At 71.3% G+C, this 14053-nt stretch carries 13 protein-coding genes and 1 pseudogene; 11 read left to right on the forward strand and 3 right to left on the reverse strand.

Annotated elements, in window-relative coordinates; genetic code table 11:
- The 8 genes from OM98_RS07830 to OM98_RS07865 all read left to right on the forward strand — a co-directional run.
- The coding region (locus tag OM98_RS07830) for a cell division protein FtsQ/DivIB (RefSeq protein WP_010534055.1) at positions 1 to 932 on the forward strand (932 nt) is incomplete at its 5' end.
- 247 nt (positions 933 to 1179) lie between these two features.
- Complete coding sequence (gene ftsZ / locus OM98_RS07835; protein ID WP_010534056.1) at positions 1180 to 2469, forward strand: cell division protein FtsZ; 1290 nt, start codon at positions 1180 to 1182, stop codon at positions 2467 to 2469.
- The gene (gene pgeF / locus OM98_RS07840) at positions 2466 to 3212 is read left to right on the forward strand and encodes a peptidoglycan editing factor PgeF (protein WP_010534057.1); all 747 of its coding nucleotides are present in this window, start codon (positions 2466 to 2468) and stop codon (positions 3210 to 3212) included. The genes ftsZ and pgeF overlap by 4 nt, the downstream gene beginning before the upstream one ends.
- A 197-nt stretch (positions 3213 to 3409) precedes the next feature.
- Positions 3410 to 3898, forward strand: coding sequence for a cell division protein SepF (locus tag OM98_RS07845; protein WP_010534058.1), 489 nt, complete (start codon positions 3410 to 3412; stop codon positions 3896 to 3898).
- A gap of 5 nt (positions 3899 to 3903) precedes the next feature.
- A complete protein-coding gene (locus OM98_RS07850) occupies positions 3904 to 4194 on the forward strand; it encodes a YggT family protein (protein ID WP_010534059.1) in 291 nt (96 codons plus the stop codon).
- Positions 4195 to 4373: 179 nt separating this feature from the next.
- The gene (locus tag OM98_RS07855) at positions 4374 to 5051 is read left to right on the forward strand and encodes a DivIVA domain-containing protein (protein WP_010534060.1); all 678 of its coding nucleotides are present in this window, start codon (positions 4374 to 4376) and stop codon (positions 5049 to 5051) included.
- A complete protein-coding gene (lspA, locus tag OM98_RS07860) occupies positions 5048 to 5674 on the forward strand; it encodes a signal peptidase II (protein WP_010534061.1) in 627 nt (208 codons plus the stop codon). The genes OM98_RS07855 and lspA overlap by 4 nt, the downstream gene beginning before the upstream one ends.
- Positions 5671 to 6621: an RluA family pseudouridine synthase gene (locus OM98_RS07865; RefSeq protein ID WP_029362765.1), complete on the forward strand. Its 951-nt coding sequence runs from the start codon at positions 5671 to 5673 to the stop codon at positions 6619 to 6621. Before lspA ends, OM98_RS07865 begins: the two co-directional genes overlap by 4 nt.
- Here the strand turns inward: OM98_RS07865 and OM98_RS16210 are convergent.
- On the reverse strand, positions 6618 to 7223 hold the full coding sequence (locus OM98_RS16210; protein WP_245528753.1) for a patatin-like phospholipase family protein: 606 nt from the start codon (positions 7221 to 7223) through the stop codon (positions 6618 to 6620). The genes OM98_RS07865 and OM98_RS16210 overlap by 4 nt on opposite strands.
- Positions 7223 to 7414: pseudogene (locus OM98_RS16490) on the reverse strand (patatin-like phospholipase family protein); the annotation flags it as partial. The pseudogene OM98_RS16490 and the gene OM98_RS16210, both read right to left, overlap by 1 nt.
- Before the next feature lie 71 nt (positions 7415 to 7485).
- Here OM98_RS16490 and OM98_RS07875 point away from each other — a divergent pair.
- Positions 7486 to 8211: a hypothetical protein gene (locus tag OM98_RS07875; protein WP_010534064.1), complete on the forward strand. Its 726-nt coding sequence runs from the start codon at positions 7486 to 7488 to the stop codon at positions 8209 to 8211.
- A 260-nt stretch (positions 8212 to 8471) separates the two neighbouring features.
- On the opposite strand, the gene OM98_RS07880 is transcribed toward OM98_RS07875, so the two are convergent.
- Entirely contained in the window at positions 8472 to 9302 is an 831-nt protein-coding gene (locus OM98_RS07880) for an ACT domain-containing protein (RefSeq protein ID WP_139017652.1), read from the reverse strand.
- A gap of 109 nt (positions 9303 to 9411) precedes the next feature.
- Here OM98_RS07880 and OM98_RS07885 point away from each other — a divergent pair, with 109 nt between their 5' ends.
- On the forward strand, positions 9412 to 10185 hold the full coding sequence (locus OM98_RS07885; RefSeq protein ID WP_010534066.1) for a DUF6308 family protein: 774 nt from the start codon (positions 9412 to 9414) through the stop codon (positions 10183 to 10185).
- Positions 10186 to 10479: 294 nt separating this feature from the next.
- On the forward strand, positions 10480 to 14043 hold the full coding sequence (dnaE, locus tag OM98_RS07890) for a DNA polymerase III subunit alpha (RefSeq protein ID WP_010534067.1): 3564 nt from the start codon (positions 10480 to 10482) through the stop codon (positions 14041 to 14043).
- The last annotated feature ends 10 nt before the right edge of the window (positions 14044 to 14053 follow it).

Consider the following 14053-nt stretch of genomic DNA (forward strand, 5'->3'; position numbering starts at 1 on the left):
GCGGCGCGGCCGCCGAGGAGACCCGCCGCGGACGGACCCCGTCCGCCCGGACCCGCGCGGGCTCCGGCCCCGCCCCCCGCCCGGCGGCGAACACCGGCGATCGTCGGCCCCGCCAGGACCCCGCCCCCGCCCGCCCGGCGCCGCGCCCCGAACCCGCCGCCCCGGAGGAGCCCCGCCCCCGCGGCCGCGAGCGCGTGGTCGAGGCCACCGACCGCTTCCGCGGGATGGTCGCCGGCAAGCCCTGGCGCCGCCGCCGCCGGGCGATCCTCGCCTCGCTGGCCGCGCTCGCGCTGCTGGCCGTGATCGCCCTCGGCACGGCGGTCTTCCTGCCCGCCCTGCGGCTGCAGCAGGTGAGCATCGAGGGCCTCGGCTACGTCGAGGAGACCGCGGTGCGCGAGGTGACCGAGCAGCACCTGGACGACAGCGTCCTGCTGCTGCCCACCTCCGCGATCGAGGAGGAGATCACCGGGGTGCCCGGGGTCCTCACCGCCGAGGTGCACCGGGACTGGCCCGACGGCGCCACCGTCACCGTCACCGAGCGCGAGGCCGTCGCCCAGCTCACCCGGCAGGACGGCTCCACCGCCGTACTCGACGCCCAGGGCGTGGAGCTGCCCGCGGCCGCCGCCGAGGGCGCCGAGCTGGTGCCGCTGACCGTCGCCCCCGATGCGGAGGACCCGGACGGCGCCACCGAGGCGATGAGCGAGGTGCTCGCCTCCGTCCCCTCCCCGCTGCGCGGCGCCGTGGTCGACATGACCGCCTCCACCCGCAGCGACGTCAGCTTCACCCTGAGCCTCGAGGACGGGGACACGAAGACCGTCGTCTGGGGCGACACGGCCGACGCGGACCTCAAGGCGGAGGTGGTGCAGGCGCTCCTCGGCCAGGGCGGCGGCACCATCGACGTCTCCTCCCCGATCGCCCCGGTCACCCGCTGAGGCGCTCCCGCGCGGTCCCCGCCCGCGGGATCGGGCGAACCGGGCTGACCGGGAGTGATCCACCTCCGGTCCGCGACGCGACACGCGCGGGTGGTCGTTGCGCGACCTCCGCGGTGTCCCTAGCGTCGAGAGCGTGCACGGACGGCACGAAGTCCGAACCTCAACTTCAGGTTCAGGGTTTCCCCGGACGTCGACCAGGACCCGCGTCGCCACCTCGGCAGGCGCCAGACAAGAGCAAGGACCACACGTGGCCGGAACCCAGATCTCCCTCGCAGTCATCAAGGTCGTCGGTGTCGGCGGCGGAGGCGTCAACGCCGTCAACCGGATGATCGAGTCCGGCCTCAAGGGGGTCGAGTTCATCGCTGTGAACACCGACGCCCAGGCCCTGCTGATGTCCGACGCCGACGTCAAGCTCGACGTCGGCAAGGAGATCACCCGCGGTCTCGGCGCCGGCGCCGACCCCGAGGTCGGCAAGAAGGCCGCCGAGGACCACGCCGAGGAGATCGAGGAGGTCCTGCGCGGGGCCGACATGGTCTTCGTGACCGCCGGCGAGGGCGGCGGAACCGGCACCGGCGCGGCCCCCGTCGTCGCCAAGATCGCCCGCAGCCTCGGCGCCCTCACCATCGGTGTGGTCACCCGCCCCTTCACCTTCGAGGGCCGCCGCCGCTCCACCCAGGCCGAGTCCGGCATCGCCGCGCTGCAGGCCGAGGTGGACACCCTCATCGTGATCCCCAACGACCGTCTGCTCTCCATCGCGGACAAGCAGGTCTCCATGCTCGACGCCTTCAAGAGCGCCGACCAGGTGCTGCTCTCCGGCGTCCAGGGCATCACCGACCTGATCACCACTCCGGGCCTGATCAACCTCGACTTCGCCGACGTGAAGTCCGTGATGCAGGGCGCCGGCAGCGCCCTGATGGGCATCGGCTCCGCCCGCGGCGACGACCGCGCCCTGCAGGCCGCCGAGCTGGCCGTCTCCAGCCCGTTGCTGGAGGCCTCCATCGACGGCGCCTATGGCGTGCTGCTCTCCATCCAGGGCGGCAGCGACCTCGGCCTGTACGAGGTCTCCGAGGCCGCCCGCCTGGTGCAGGAGGCCGCCCACCCCGACGCCAACATCATCTTCGGCTCGGTCATCGACGACGCCCTGGGCGACGAGGTCCGCGTGACCGTCATCGCCGCGGGCTTCGAGGCCGGCGGCCCACAGCCCCGCAAGGAGCAGCCGCAGTCCGCGCCGCGTCCCGCCCCGCGGGCAGAGTCCGCGCCGCAGTCCTCGCCCTCCCCCTGGGAGCAGCGCAGCAGCGGGGCCGGTGCCGCCGCGGGTGCCGGGGCCGCCGCCGGCGGTGCCTGGGGCGCCCCGCAGCAGACCTTCGCCCCCACCTCCCGTCCGGCCCCCGCCCCGGAGCCGGAGGAGGACCCCGCCGACCAGGAGGACGCGGTGCAGACCTCCCCGGCGCCCGCCCCGCAGCCGGCCCGCCCGCCGCGCATCGAGGAGCCCCCGGCGGACGACGACGACCTCGATCTGCCGTCCTTCCTGAAGTGACGAGCACCCCCCTCAGCGCACGGGCCCCGCGGCATCGCGGGGCCCGTGCCCTGTTCACGGGCCGTGCCGGCGGCGTGAGTGCGGGGGAGTTCTCCTCCCTGAACCTCGCCCGCCACGTCGGCGACGACCCCGCCGCCGTCGAGGCCAACCGGGCCCTGCTCGCCGCCGAGCTCGACCTGGATCCCGCCTCCCTGGTCTTCGTGGACCAGGTGCACTCCGCCGAGGTGCACGTGCTCCCGGCCGAGGGCCCCGCCCCCGTCGTCACCGCCGACGCCATCGTCACCGACCGCCGCGACGTGGCCATCGCGATCATGGTGGCCGACTGCCTTCCGGTGCTTCTGGTCGACGCCGAGGCCGGCATGATCGGCGCGGCCCACGCCGGGCGGCCCGGGCTGCTCGGCGGCGTGCTCGAGGCGACCGTCGCCGCCATGCGGGACCTCGGGGCTCGTCCCGAGCGCCTGACCGTGAGCATCGGCCCCTCCGTCTGCGGCGCCTGCTACGAGGTGCCTGCCGAGATGCGGGAGGCCGGCGCGACACTGCTGCCCGCCGCCGCGGCCACCACCCGCTGGGGCACTCCCGCCCTGGACCTGCGCGCCGGCGCCGTCCAGGCCCTGACCCGGCTCGGCGTCCCCGCAGTGGCGATCGACGCCGACCATCCCTGCACCCTCGAGGACGACACCTACTTCTCCTACCGTCGTCAGGGCCGCACCGGGCGATTCGCCGGGATCATCGCCCGGGCCTGAGCGTCCGACGGAAGCCCTGGTCGCGGCGACGCGGAGGGTGGCGCCGCGGATCACGCGACACACCGGCCGACACGCCGGGCGCGTCCCCGGCGATCTCCGCGGCCTGGGGTACTTTCGCACCCGAGGGTCCCCGCGCACTCCCCGTGCTTCCCTGGGGCCCATCCGCGTGAGAGCAGCAACGAACCGGGAGAACTGCGATGGGAACCTGGCGCAACGCCATGGTCGCACTCGGCCTCGCCAACGAGGTCGATGACGAGTACTACGAGGACGAGCGGGACCGGCACGAGGATCACGCCGCCACCCGTCGCACCGAGCGCGCCGACGAGGCGCCGACCGAGCGGGAGGCCCAGGTGACCCCGATCCGACAGCGGTCCCACCAGGTGGTGTCCGTGGCGCCCTCCCCGGAGGAGTCCATGCACCGCATCACGACCATCCACCCGCGCTCGTACAACGACGCCAAGGCGATCGGCGAGTCCTTCCGCGACGGCGTGCCCGTCATCGTGAACCTCTCCGACATGCAGGACGGGGACGCCAAGCGCATGGTCGACTTCTCGGCCGGTCTGGTCTTCGGTCTGCGCGGCACCATCGAGCGCGTGACCTCCAAGGTCTTCCTGCTCTCCCCGGAGTTCGTCCAGGTCGACGGTGACACCACGGCCGACGAGGGCAGCTTCTACAACCAGAGCTGAGCGCCGTGCAGATTGTCGCGGCGGTGCTGTACATCGCGCTGCTGCTGTACCTGATCACGCTCATCGCCCGCCTGGTGCTGGAGTGGGTGCAGGCCTACGCCCGCGACTACCGGCCCAGCGGCATCGTGCTGGTGCTCTTCGAGCTGGTCTACACGCTGACCGATCCGCCGGTGAACGGCCTGCGGCGACTGATCCCGCCGCTGCGGATCGGCGCCGTGGCCATCGATCTCAGCCTGATGATCCTGCTGCTGGGGGGCTGGTTCCTGCTCTCCCTGCTGGCAGGCCTGGCCTCCTGAGGCCTCCCGACCCCGCCGCCGGGACGGCTCGGTGCCTCGGCGAGGCCCACGCGACCTGGGGCATTGATCACCCTGGGCCGGAGGTGGCGAGCGCCCACCCTCCATCGGATAGGCTGTCCGGCGACGGTGCACGGGCCGAACCCTGCGCCCCGACTTCCACACTGACGAGAAGGTGACCCATGGCTCTGATGCCTGATGACCTGCTGAACAAGCGGTTCACCCCGGTTCGGTTCTCCGAGGGCTACGACATGGACGAGGTGGACAACTACCTCGACAACGACATCCTGCCGCGGCTCCAGGAGCTCATCGACGAGAACACCCGTCTGACCACCGAGCTCGAGCAGGCCCAGAGCCGCATCGCCGAGCTCGAGTCGGCCCCGGCCATGGCGGCCGCCGCCGAGTCGCCGGTGGAGGACGAGGTCGAGGGGACCCCCGCCGAGGAGTCCCCGGTCGTCGAGGCCGAGGAGACCGAGGGCGTCGTCGTCGCGGAGCCCGAGCCCGCCGCCCAGACCGGCGAGCAGTCGGCCGCGCAGGCCCCGGACCAGTCCGCCGCCGGCATCATCGCCTTGGCCAATCGTCTGCATGACGAGTACGTCAAGAACGGCGAGGACGAGCGCGACCGCCTCATCACCGAGGCCAACGACGAGCACCGCCGGATCGTCGGCGAGGCCGAGGAGAAGTCCCGCAGCACCCTGGCCGCCCTCGAGGAGACCAAGGCCGATCTCGAGAAGTCCATCGAGGGTCTGCGCACCTTCGAGCGCGACTACCGCAACCGCCTGCGGAACTACCTCGAGAACCAGCTCCGCGAGCTCGACACCGACGAGACGCAGGACAAGCAGGCGACCTACGGCCTGTGAGCCGCACCGCCTCCTCCGCCACGAGCGCCGATCCCACCGGGGTCGGCGCTCGTCGCCGTGCGGGCCTGGGCCTCGGCCCCGTGCTGGTCATCGTCCTGTTCCTGGGCGGCGCCATCGCCCTGATCGACCAGCTCACCAAGAACTGGGCCGAGGCGAACCTGCCACTGCTGGACCCGCAGCCTTTCCTCGGTGAGTTCCTGCAGTTCACCCTGCTGTACAACTCGGGGGCCGCCTGGGGAATGGGCTCCGGCATCACCCCCGTGGTGACCGTGCTGCAGATCGGCATCGCGATCGGCGTGGTCGTGTTCGCGGTGCGGGCCGTCCGCTCGTCCTGGTACGCGCTCGCCCTGGCGATGATCCTCGGCGGGGCGCTCGGCAACATCCATGACCGGCTGCTGCGCCCGCCCGGCCCCTTCCGCGGGGAGGTCGTCGACTTCCTCGAGCTGCCCAACTGGCCCGTGTTCAACATCGCCGACATGGGCGTGGTCGGCGGTGCCATCCTGGTGGTGCTGCTCGGCGTGATCGGCGTGTCCCCGGACCCGGCCCGCGAGGCCGAGGAGGACGCCGCGGCCGCCGCCGCCGGGGGCGATGCGGAGCCCCAGGGCACGGAGGAGGGCCGGTGAGCGGATCGCGGATGCTGATGGTCCCCGACGGCCTCGCCGGGGAGCGCATCGACACCGGCCTGTCCCGTCTGCTGGGCCTGTCCCGCACCCGCGCCGCCGAGCTCATCGACGCGGGACTGGTCGAGGTCGAGGGCCGCGCCCCCTCGCGCTCCCAGCGCCTCGAGGGCGGCACCCTGCTGAGCGTCGAGATCCCCGAGGAGAAGCCCGCCGTCGCGGTGCGCCCCCGGATCGCCGAGGGCATGGCCCTCGTGCACCAGGACGAGGACCTGGTCGTCATCGACAAGCCGGTCGGCGTCGCTGCCCACCCCAGCGCCGGCTGGTCCGGCCCCACCGTGCTCGGCCACCTCGCCGCCGCCGGGGTCTCGATCTCCACCAGCGGGGATCCGGAGCGGCAGGGCATCGTCTCCCGGCTCGACGTCGGCACCAGCGGCCTGATGGTGGTCGCCCGCACCGAGCGCGCCTACACCCGGCTCAAGGACGCCTTCCGTGCCCGCGAGGTCGGCAAGATCTACCACGCCATCTGCCAGGGCACCCCCGAGCAGTCCGTCGGCACCATCGCGGCCGCCATCGGCCGGTCCCCGCAGCACGACTACAAGTTCGCGGTGCGCAGCGACGGCAAGCCGTCGGTCACCCACTACGAGACCCTTCAGGACCTGCACGGCGCGACGCTGCTGCGGGTGAAGCTCGAGACCGGCCGCACCCACCAGATCCGGGTGCACCTGTCCGCCCTGCACCATCCGTTGGTGGGGGACCCGCTGTACGGCTCGGACCCGACGGTTGCGGCCCGGGTCGGGCTGGATCGGCAGTGGCTGCATGCGATGGAGCTGAGCTTCGTGCACCCCGTCAGCGGGGAGCCGGTCAGCTTCACCTCCACCTACCCGGACGACCTCGCCGCCGCCCTCGAGGCCCTGCGCACCAGCCCGGGACGGACCGGCGTCGGGGGCTAGAGCCCGGCGGTGTCCAGCGTCCGTGCGGTCTCCGCGCGGCCCGCCTCGATCACCCGCTCCAGCCGGTGGAACTCGAGCGTGCTGCCGGCCGCGGGCGGCACCGAGACCAGCACATGCTCCGGGGCGTCCGCGAGCACCTGCGTCTCGATGGTGCGCAGCATGATGTCGAAGGTGGCGACGGTGATACCGGGCAGGTGGCGCAGCAGCCGCGGCGGCCGAGCCCAGGGCTCCTGTCCGGACCCCATCACGCTGACCACCACGAGCGCCTCCGCCTCGGGATGGCGCTCGGCCGGGACGGGCAGCGGGGCGGTGAGGGTGCCGTCGGCCAGCGCGTGACGCAGGCGCCCGCCCGGTCCGCGATGGAGCTGCGGCACGAAGGCGCCGGGGATCGCGGTGGAGGCACGCACCGCCTCGGTGAGGCTGCCGCGGGTCAGCTCCACCGTGGTGCCGGTGGCCAGGTCGGAGGTGATCGCGGCGAAGGGCAGCGGCAGCTCCTCGATGCGGGTCGAGCCCCAGAGCCCGTCCAGCAGGCGGTGCAGGCCGCGCGCGCCCACCAGGCCTCTGGTCGAGAGCGAGGGGAGAGGTGCCGGGGAAGCGTCCACCAGCGCAGCGCACGGGCCTCCGCCTCGAGCGCGTCCAGGGTGCCGGTGGCCCAGGCGCCGCCGACCATCGCCCCCATCGACGTGGCGCGGATCCGCACCGGCTGGTGCCCGCGCGCCTCCAGCTCCCGCAGCACCCCGATGTGCGCCACCCCGCGGGCGGCCCCCGATCCCAGCACCAGATCGATCTTCATCCCATCCCTCTTGTCGTCGTGCCCGCTCAGGGTCGCACGGACGGGCGCCGCGGACGCGATAGCGTCGAGGCATGAGCGAGAACGCGCCCCGCACCGGATCCGAGCTCCGCCGCCGCCTGCTGGCGGGGGAGGACCTGCCGGTCGAGCGCATCGCCCGCCTGATCGGCCTGGACCCGCAGGCCGCCGAGGTGCAGCTGCGCGAGCCGGAGCGGATCCGGGAGGCCGTCCGCGAGGCCGCCGCCCGCTACCACGAGGCCGTCGAGGAGCAGCGGGAGGGCCGCGCCCCCACTACCCCGCTGGCCTCCGATCCCGACTTCCCGACCGGCGTGGGCATGGCCCTGGTCGGCGCGGCCCTGCTGTGGGAGGTGCCCGAGGTGGTGCCGCGCCTGGCGCTGGTGGTCGCGGCCGACCTCACCGCGGACGGCGAGCTGGAGCTGGCGGCGAGCTACGTGGCGCTGGTGCGGGAGACCGCCCTGCCGGGCCGCGACGACGCCGCGGCCTGGGCCGCGCAGTCCCTGCTGGTCACCCTGTTCCAGCGCACCGGGGACGCGGCCCGCGCGGAGGAGCTCTCCCGCGACCTTGTCGCCCACGGCGTGCCCTTGGACCTGTGGCAGCAGGCCGACCCGCGCCTGCCGGACGACTCCCTGGCCTGGCACGGCGGAGCCTTCGAGGGCGGCATCCCGCCGCGCCGCGACGAGCGCGGCCTCGCCTTCGAGGACGTCCACGACTACCTGCGGATCCTGCTGCGCGACATGCGCCGCGAGCAGGAGGCCGAGGACGACGCCGCAGGCCTGTGATCTCCGGGGTCGTGGCGCGTCCTGTCCACCGGACCCCTCAGATCGCAGGCGGCGTGCATATCGCAGGCCACCTGTCACCTGAGTGCATCGGATGGACAGGGGCGTTGCGGCGTGTCCACCAGATGGAGCGTGAGCGACGGTGCCCCGCCCGTGCGCGACCGCTGTCGCGCACGCTCCATCTCATGGACAGCCACCCGCGCGAGGCCGCTCCGCGGAGGCGGGACGACGTGATCCCAGGGCATGCCGCCTCGGACGTCGCGTCACCCGACGATCCACTCCTTGTCGATCTCGTCATCCTCGAGCTCGCGCAGGAGCAGCGTCACCGCATTGAGCGTCAGGCCGTGCAGGCGACGATGACGATGCAGGCCGAAGCGCTCCATGGCGTCGATCCAGGCCGGTTCTGCCCAGGCCACAGGCGTTGTCGTGGAACAGGACGCCGGGAGGAGTCCCACCTGTCGCTCTATGCTGACCGCGGGTCCAGCTCCCCACGGATCCGCCTCGACGTCATCGCGCGGATGGACGGCCGCCGCCCAGGCTTCGATGTCGCGCCACGACTCGACATCGTGGCCCTGACCCCGCAGGACGTCACGGATCTCCTCGGCCTGTTCTCCGTTCCCGCAGCCGGAGAGGGCCGCAGCGAGGACTCCGAGGATCAGCTCGCCGTACGGGACCTCCGACCGACTGGCCAGGTCGAGGGCCAGCACTGCGAGGTCCCGGGCATCGCGGACGTCGCCGTCCAGAAGGAGACGGCGGGCGACGAGTCCGGCAAGCACTCCTGCGTCGGCCGAGGTCTCGAGGGCCGCGTGGAGATGCAGACCGCCGAGGACGCGGCGCGCGAGGATCACGGGGAAGTCGGGATGCCGAGAAATTTCCGACGCTGGAGGAACCGACCTAGAGCCACGGTGCTCGCACTCGACGATCGCCTCCGCGATGTTCCTCGCCAGCTCCGACAGAGCCCCCGGGCGGTCACTCAGGTCGGCGTGAGGCACCCCCGGACAGCAGTCGAGAAGTGCATCGACGGCAGCCCTCGCGCGGCTGCGGATACCGCCCGAGTGCCCCATAGCGGTCGTCATGGCCTCACGTTCTGTCATTCCCGCACCGTAGGCCGGAGGTGTGACAGAAGATGAGCCCGAGCGCGCCCCTCGCGCGGGCTCGGAGCCCAGCGCTCCCCTCGCTGTGCCATCGCCAGAAGGAGGCCCCATGACGACTGCCCACTTACCCGAGATCCTCGCGGGAGATCGAGATGACGAGGCCGTGGAGAGACTCCGCGCCTACTACGGCCGCAAGGTTCCTCCCCTTCCCGGTGATTCCGCTGACGACATGTCCCCCAGCAGGCCGGTCTTCTCGGGTGCACGGTTCGACACCTTCGCGGCGGATCAGAACCCTCCGAACGAGCTCACACCGGCCGACCTCCTTGCCGTCGGGCTGCTCGGTGTCCATGTCCCTGGAGACGCCGCCCTGCAATTCCTGGAGGTCCGCCATCGGGAGATCTCCGGCCTCCTGAGCGAACTGGACCCGACTGATCAGCTGGGCTACCTCTCCAAGGCGGCGTTCGAGAGTCGTCTCGGGGGCGTCGACAGCCCGGGCCACAAGTTGTGGCGCCTCATTCGAGGGCATGACATAGACGTCTATCTCGGAGTGGGCGAGGTCATCACCAGCAAGCTACTTGCGCGTAAGCGTCCCCACCTCGTCCCGATCTACGACCGCCACATAGGGGAGGCGATGGGCCTCGGATCGTCCGAGCATCACTGGGTCGTGATGCACGAGCTGATGAGTTCCCCGGAGCTCGTGGAGCGGCTGACCCGGATCCGGAGCGAGGCCGGCATCGAGTCGATACCCCTTCTGCGGGTCTTCGATGTTGCGACCTGGCACGCGGAGTCCCAGAAGCACCCGCCAGGCTCGGGCAAGGAGTCTGAGACCGAGGCCCCGTACAACGAAGAAGTCGTCGGCGAGGACGACGCCGCGGGCCTCTGAGCCTCGGGGTCGTGGCGGGTCCTGTCCACCGGATGTCACCAGATCGCACGTCGCGTGCATATCGCAGGCCACCTGTCACCTGAGTGCATCGGATGGACAGGGGCGGGGGCCTGTCCACCAGATGGAGCGTGAGCGACGGTGCCCCGCCCATGCGCGACCGCTGTCGCACACGCTCCATCTCATGGACGGCCCCGCGCGGCAGGGCATCGAGGACGCGTATTCCGACCCGCCGTATGACCTCCGCGACGGGGTCGCGCGGCGCGTCGGGGCGCGGCGGTGGCTACGCTGGAACGCATGGCAAACGCGGGCACCGACGACTTCGTCCACCTCCACGTCCACACCGACTACTCCCTGCTGGACGGGGCCGCGAAGATCGACAAACTCGTCGATGAAACCGCACGTCAGGGCCAGAAAGCGGTGGCCATCACGGACCACGGCTACCTGTTCGGCGCCTACGAGTTCTACGCCGCCGCGACCGCCCGCGGGGTGAAGCCGATCATCGGCATCGAGGCCTACGTGACACCCGGCACCAGCCGTCACGACCGCACCCGCCAGCAGTGGGGCACCCGGGAGCAGCAGCTCGCCGGGGACGACGTCTCCGCGCGCGGCGCCTACACCCATCTCACCCTGCTCTCGCGCAGCACCGCGGGCATGCACAACCTGTTCCGGCTGGGCTCCGCCGCCTCGCTGGACGGGCAGATGGGCAAGTGGCCGCGCATGGACCGCGAGATCCTCAACCGCTACGCGGACGGCCTGATCGCCACCTCCGGCTGCCCCTCCGGCGAGGTGCAGACCCGGCTGCGGCTGGGCCAGTACGAGGAGGCCGTGAAGGCCGCCGGCGAGTACCAGGACATGTTCGGCAAGGAGAACTACTTCATCGAGCTGATGGACCACGGCCTGTCCATCGAGCAGCGCGTCACCAAGGATCTGCTGGAGGTCTCCAAGGCCATCGGCGCGCCGCTGGTCGCCACCAACGACCTGCACTACGTCACTGAGCAGGACGCGACCATCCAGGACGTGCTGCTGTGCATCAACTCCGGCTCGAAGCTCTCGGACCCGGACCGCTTCAAGTTCGGCGGCTCCGGCTACTTCCTGAAGTCCGCCGCGCAGATGCGGGAGCTGTTCCGCGAGTTCCCCGAGGCCTGCGACAACACCCTGCGCATCGCCGAGATGTGCGAGGTCGACTTCCGCACCACCGCCGAGGGCGCCAACTACATGCCGCGCTTCCCCACCCCCTCGGGGGAGGACGAGGAGTCCTGGTTCGTCAAGGAGGTGCAGCGGGGTCTGGAGTACCGCTACCCGGCGGGCATCCCCGACAAGGTCCAGGACCGCGCCGACTTCGAGGTGAAGATCATCCTGCAGATGGGCTTCCCCGGCTACTTCCTGGTGGTCTCCGACTACATCAAGTGGGCCAAGGAGCAGGGCATCCGCGTGGGCCCGGGCCGAGGCTCGGGCGCCGGCTCGATGGTGGCCTACGCGATGCGCATCACCGACCTCGACCCCCTCGAGCACGGCCTGCTGTTCGAGCGGTTCCTGAACCCCGACCGCGTCTCCATGCCCGACTTCGACGTCGACTTCGATGATCGCCGCCGCGGCGAGGTCATCGACTACGTGGAGCAGAAGTACGGCGACGACCGGGTGGCGCAGGTGATCACCTACGGCGTCATGAAGACGAAGAACTCCCTCAAGGACGCGGCGCGGGTGCTGGACTACCCGTACGCGATGGGCGACCGGCTCTCCAAGGCGCTGCCGCCCACCGTGATGGGCAAGGACATCTCCATCAAGGGCATCTTCGACCCGGAGGACAAGCGGTACGCCGAGGCCGGCGAGTTCCGCAAGGTCCACGACGAGGACCCGGACGTGCAGAAGGTCGTGGAGATCGCCAAGGGCGTCGAGGGCCTGACCCGTGGCTGGGGCGTGCACGCCTGCGCGGTGATCATGTCCTCCGAGCCGCTGACCGACATCATCCCGATGATGCGCCGCCCCTCCGACGGGCAGATCATCACCCAGTTCGAGTACCCCACCTGCGAGACGCTCGGCCTGCTGAAGATGGACTTCCTGGGCCTGCGGAACCTGACCGTCATCTCCGACGCGCTGGAGAACATGACGCGCAACGGCAAGGAGGCGCCGGACCTCGAGGTGATGGGCTTCGAGGACCCCGCCACCTACGAGCTGCTGCAGCGCGGTGACACCCTGGGCGTGTTCCAGCTGGACGGCTCGGGTATGCGCACCCTGCTGCGGCAGATGAAGCCCGACAAGTTCGGCGACATCACCGCCGTCTCGGCGCTGTACCGCCCGGGCCCGATGGGCATGGGATCCCACACCAACTACGCGCTGCGCAAGAACGGCCTGCAGGAGATCACCCCGATCCACCCGGAGCTGGAGGAGCCGCTCGCCGAGATCCTGGGGGAGACCTACGGCGTGCTGGTCTACCAGGAGCAGGTCATGCAGACCGCCCAGAAGGTGGCGGGCTACAGCCTCGGCGAGGCGGACATCCTGCGCCGCGCAATGGGCAAGAAGAAGAAGGCGGAGCTGGACAAGCAGTACGTCTCCTTCGAGGCCGGCATGAAGGACAACGGCTACTCCGACGCCGCCGTGCAGGCGCTGTGGGAGACCCTGCTGCCCTTCGCCGACTACGCCTTCAACAAGTCACACTCGGCGGCCTACGGCGTGGTCTCCTACTGGACCGGCTACCTGAAGGCGAACTACCCGACCGAGTACATGGCCGCGCTGCTCACCTCCACCCAGGAGAACCGCGACCGGCTCGGCCTGTACCTGGGGGACTGCCGTCACCGCGGCATCACCGTGCTGCCGCCCGACGTCAACGAGTCCGACCTGTACTTCTCCGCGGTCGGCGACGACATCCGCTTCGGCCTCTCCGCGATCCGCAACGTCGGCGCGAACGTCGTCGAGGAGATCATCAAGGCCCGCGAGGAGAAGGGCGCCTTCACCTCCTTCACGGACTTCCTGGACAAGGTGCCGCTGTCGGTGTGCAACAAGCGCACGATCGAGTCGCTGATCAAGGGCGGCGCCTTCGACTCGATGGGGGCGAACCGGCGCTCGCTGGTGCTGGTGCACGAGGACGCGGTGGACTCCGTGGTCGACGTGAAGCGCAAGGAGGCCCAGGGCCAGTACGACCTTTTCGCCGACATGCTCGGCGGCGGGGGCGACGGCATGGCCTCCGGCTCGGCCGCGACCATCACCATCCCCGACCTGCCCGAGTGGGACCGCAAGGAGAAGCTGGCCTTCGAGCGCAACATGCTCGGCCTGTACGTCTCCGACCACCCGCTGTACGGCCTGGAGCACGTGATCGCGCAGAACTCCTCGACGGCGATCAGCGCGCTCGCCGACGAGGGGGCCGTGGAGGACAACTCGATGGTCACCATCGCCGGGCTGATCACCAGCCTGCAGCGCAAGACCACCAAGAAGGGCGACATGTGGGCGATCGCCACGGTCGAGGACCTCGAGGGCTCGATCGACTGCCTGATGTTCCCCTCCACCTACCAGACCGTCTCCAGCGAGCTGGCGGAGGACCTGATCGTCTCCATGAAGGGGCGGGTTGACACCTCCAAGGGCATGCCTGAGCTGCGGGTGATGGAGATGAGCGTGCCCGAGGTGGGCGCGGGTCCGGACGGGCCGGTGACGATCTCTCTGCCGGCGATGCGGGCCACCGCGAAGGTCGCCGAGAGCATCCGCGGGGTGCTGCAGGACAACCCCGGCTCCAGCGAGGTGCGGCTGAAGCTGCAGGAGCCGGGCCGCTCCACGCTGATGCAGCTGGACAAGCGGCTCTCGGTGACGCCCTCGGCGGCGCTGTACTCCTCGCTGAAGGCGCTGCTCGGACCGGGCTGCCTGCTCTGAGACCGGGTAG

It is taken from the genome of Brachybacterium squillarum M-6-3 (assembly GCF_000225825.1).
Lineage (GTDB): Bacteria > Actinomycetota > Actinomycetes > Actinomycetales > Dermabacteraceae > Brachybacterium > Brachybacterium squillarum.

Bases quoted from the DNA above. Each gene is read 5' to 3' on its own strand.
- OM98_RS07845 (WP_010534058.1), top strand. From the start codon at position 3,410: ATGGGAACCTGGCGCAACGCCATGGTCGCACTCGGCCTCGCCAACGAG.
- OM98_RS07855 (WP_010534060.1), top strand. From the start codon at position 4,374: ATGGCTCTGATGCCTGATGACCTGCTGAACAAGCGGTTCACCCCGGTT.
- OM98_RS07875 (WP_010534064.1), top strand. From the start codon at position 7,486: ATGAGCGAGAACGCGCCCCGCACCGGATCCGAGCTCCGCCGCCGCCTG.
- OM98_RS07880 (WP_139017652.1), bottom strand. From the start codon at position 9,302: ATGACAGAACGTGAGGCCATGACGACCGCTATGGGGCACTCGGGCGGT.
- OM98_RS07885 (WP_010534066.1), top strand. From the start codon at position 9,412: ATGACGACTGCCCACTTACCCGAGATCCTCGCGGGAGATCGAGATGAC.
- dnaE (WP_010534067.1), top strand. From the start codon at position 10,480: ATGGCAAACGCGGGCACCGACGACTTCGTCCACCTCCACGTCCACACC.